The sequence below is a fragment of the Aeromonas sp. ZOR0002 genome, assembly GCF_963866995.1.
Lineage (GTDB): Bacteria > Pseudomonadota > Gammaproteobacteria > Enterobacterales > Aeromonadaceae > Aeromonas > Aeromonas caviae.
In genome coordinates this window covers 1-274 of sequence record NZ_CAWMFQ010000102.1, presented here as the reverse complement: position 1 = coordinate 274, position 274 = coordinate 1, and the positions used below count along the sequence as shown (strand labels likewise).

General features: G+C 59.1%; 1 protein-coding gene. It reads left to right on the top strand.

The features are described 5' to 3' along the window. On the top strand, window positions 1-274 hold a 274-nt coding region (locus AACR77_RS05910), incomplete at both ends, for an integrase core domain-containing protein (protein ID WP_042880329.1).

Below are 274 nucleotides of genomic sequence, written 5' to 3'. Positions count from 1 at the left end.
TGTCGGACAACGGGCGCGAGTTCTGCGGGCGCCCTGACCATCATCCCTACGAGCTGTTCCTGCAACTGGAGGGGATTGAGCACCGGACCACCAAGGTACGCAGACCGCAGAGCAACGGCTTTATCGAGCGGCTACATCGCACCCTGCTGGATGAACACTTCCGTATCAAGGGGAGGACGACCTGGTATGAGTCGGTAGAGCAGATGCAGACAGACCTGAACAGCTACCTGGAGCACTACAACACCCAGCGGCCACATCAGGGCAGGATGATGGA